At 44.6% G+C, this 2,626-nt stretch carries 4 protein-coding genes; all 4 read right to left on the bottom strand.

Annotated elements, in window-relative coordinates:
• Window positions 1-300 (bottom strand): CoA-transferase (locus AC1DUW_RS25485; protein WP_477643786.1); only part of this gene is annotated, 300 nt, incomplete at its 3' end.
• Window positions 293-988 carry a 3-oxoacid CoA-transferase subunit A gene (locus AC1DUW_RS25480; RefSeq protein ID WP_477643785.1) on the bottom strand — a complete coding sequence of 232 codons (696 nt, stop codon included), beginning with the start codon at window positions 986-988 and terminating at the stop codon, window positions 293-295. The genes AC1DUW_RS25480 and AC1DUW_RS25485, both read right to left, overlap by 8 nt.
• Window positions 989-1,004: 16 nt before the next feature.
• Complete coding sequence (locus AC1DUW_RS25475) at window positions 1,005-1,955, bottom strand: MBL fold metallo-hydrolase (RefSeq protein ID WP_477643784.1); 951 nt, start codon at window positions 1,953-1,955, stop codon at window positions 1,005-1,007.
• Window positions 1,956-2,058: 103 nt separating this feature from the next.
• The gene (locus AC1DUW_RS25470) at window positions 2,059-2,613 is read right to left on the bottom strand and encodes a CocE/NonD family hydrolase C-terminal non-catalytic domain-containing protein (protein ID WP_477643783.1); all 555 of its coding nucleotides are present in this window, start codon (window positions 2,611-2,613) and stop codon (window positions 2,059-2,061) included.
• Window positions 2,614-2,626 lie beyond the last annotated feature (13 nt).

Here is a 2,626-nt window from a genome sequence, read left to right as displayed (position 1 = left end):
GATCATTGCAAATGATTCTGACTGCGAGAAATAGGAACCACCCGGTCTTAATGTAATTGGTTCTTTTCCGGCATTCACGAGGTCCATATCTTCTTCACCAGGTTCAGGTTTTGGACCTAATCCAAGAAGACCATTCTCACTATGGAAAATGATTTCTCGACCTTCAGGAATGAAATCGGCTACAAGCGTCGGTAAACCAATCCCTAGATTCACGAACCATCCATCTTCTAGATCCATCGCTACTCGAGAAGCCAATTCAGGCATTGTCCATCCAATTACTTGTTGTTGGTCTTTACTCATTCACTAACACCTTCCCTTCATGTTGCGCTTCAGCTTGCACTAAACGATGTACGAAGACACTCGATGTTACGATTGTTTCTGGATCGATTTCTCCGACTTCTACAATTTCGTTTACTTCAGCAATTGTTGTTTTTGCCGCTGTCGCCATCACAGGGTTAAAGTTGCGCTGTGTCTTCCGGTAAACAAGATTGCCCCAACGGTCAGCCCGATGTGCTTTAATAAAAGCGTAATCGCCTTTGATTGCATGCTCTAAGAGGTGCATTTGGCCATCGAATGTACGCGTTTCCTTACCTTCTCCAAGTTCGGTATGGGCCCCTGTTGGAGTGTAAAAGGCTGGGACTCCTGCTCCACCTGCACGGATTCGCTCCGCTAATGTTCCTTGAGGGGCAATTTCTAATTCTATAGTTCCTTTTCTGAGACGCTCAATCAGATCATCAGCGTGTGGACCAACAGGGAAAGAGCAGATAATTTTTCGTACTTGATTGTTGCTAATAAGCGCTGCCACACCGTCGCTAACTGCGCCAATATTATTTGATACAACCGTAAGATCCTTAGCTCCCTGCTCCACAAGGGCGGCAACAAGATATGACGGTAATCCGCTTCCCCCAAATCCACCAACGAGCAACGTTGCTCCATCCTGCATATCTGCAACGGCTTTTGCTGCATTTTCAAACTTCTTCTGGATCATTTAGATTTTCCCCCTCTCATTTATGTGCAACAATAAGTTCTTCTTTATAACCATGCATCGTTACAAAGTACGCGCAAGGTAAGTTCCGTGGATCCCCTGTATAGCCAATCTCATCAGCAATAGATCCAAACGGTCCATATAGTCCATCATTTTCAGTGAACTGTGCATCTATCGATAAATGTCGCTGAACAACGTCGGCCAGCTTCGCATCCATTTCTAGACTTGCTCGAAGCACAGCAGCAACCTCATCTCCATCTACCTGTGGATTGACAATCGCTCCGTTTGCGTTCCTAAAATGATGTCCTAAGTACAAGCGCTTCGGACGCACTTCTTCGAGAAGATGCTGTAAGCTTTGGCGATAGTGAGCAGGGTGTTCAATTGTAGGAATCCTACTTTGCGCCCCACCATACATTTGCACAGCGTCGGCTGCAAAAGCCCAGTTCATGCCATCAAGGACAAATGTCACCGATCCGATAGAGTGTCCTGGCGTTTCCACTACCGTAATCGACACATCACCACCAAGTAATAAGCGATCGCCACCAACAACCTCTACTGTTGGCTCCAGATCTTCTCCGATATCGTTGAGCAGGATGGCTGTATGCTTTTCCTGCGTTTCCGCATCCAAGTATTGTCCTTGAAGCTGTTTGTAATCTGTAATGTGTGCACTACGATTACGTAGTAAATATGCTTCCTTCTGAGGAATCACAACTTCTGCGCACCCCCTTGTTTTCTCCCAAATCGCTCGGGCACCACCAAGATGGTCAACGTGCCCGTGAGTCAGAAGAATCCAGCGTATATCCTCAATGCGTAGGCCATGCTCGGCAAGAACTGTCTCAATTTCCTGTGAAGCTGATGATGCAATTCCTGTATCAATAAGTGCAGGCTCCGGTGCGTCGATATAGTAGGCATACGTAGATGTTCGACCAAATTTACATTCGATCGGTATAACACGTACTGAATTTGTCATGTTTTTCACCCCTATAATCTAGTTTATGACCACAACACCTTATATTTAAGAAGAGGTACTGTGGATGTTCTTTAGCAGGAGATGCAGTCAATTCAGCACACCATTATTTCGTTAATTTGTTTGTAACGTCGAATTCTTTAGGAATTACCGGTAATACTAAACGTGATGGGTGCTCTGCATCACGATAGATTTTGTGCGCTGTCGCACGTCCACACGGTAAGTGGTAGCTATCTGGTGGTAATAATTTTGCATCTTCTCCATCAAGTGGTTCGTTACATGCAAGCTCTAGTTCAATACGATGTCCTGGTTTAATTAAGAATGAGAATGGATATAACCGAATCGCATACTCGATAATTTCACCAGGTGGTACTGGTACCACACGTTTGTGTGGATGCCAAGGCTCACCGTATGTTGATTTTTCTTCATTTAGTTCCCGATGAGATGCTTTTAAATAACCTGATGTCATTAACGTACGTTTGCCACCTGGATCTACCTCATAAAGCTTCGCAATGAARTTTGTATCATCTGTATCGATTTCTACATGGATATATAATGCCCCTGTACCTGTCATTTCTGCACGCTCTAGGAATTTATCACTCGTCCATTTAATCGTTTCGGATGTTGTTGTTACTGTTAATGGCGCTTGGTAGAAGCCCAAGCGCCATTAACAG

The sequence above is a fragment of the Peribacillus sp. P4_C12 genome, from assembly GCF_056402095.1.
Note: the sequence above shows the minus strand (reverse complement) of the source record. Positions and strands in the feature narration are given on the sequence as shown.

Coding starts and splice junctions, on each gene's coding strand:
- AC1DUW_RS25480 (WP_477643785.1), bottom strand. CDS start 988: ATGATCCAGAAGAAGTTTGAAAATGCAGCAAAAGCCGTTGCAGATATG.
- AC1DUW_RS25475 (WP_477643784.1), bottom strand. CDS start 1,955: ATGACAAATTCAGTACGTGTTATACCGATCGAATGTAAATTTGGTCGA.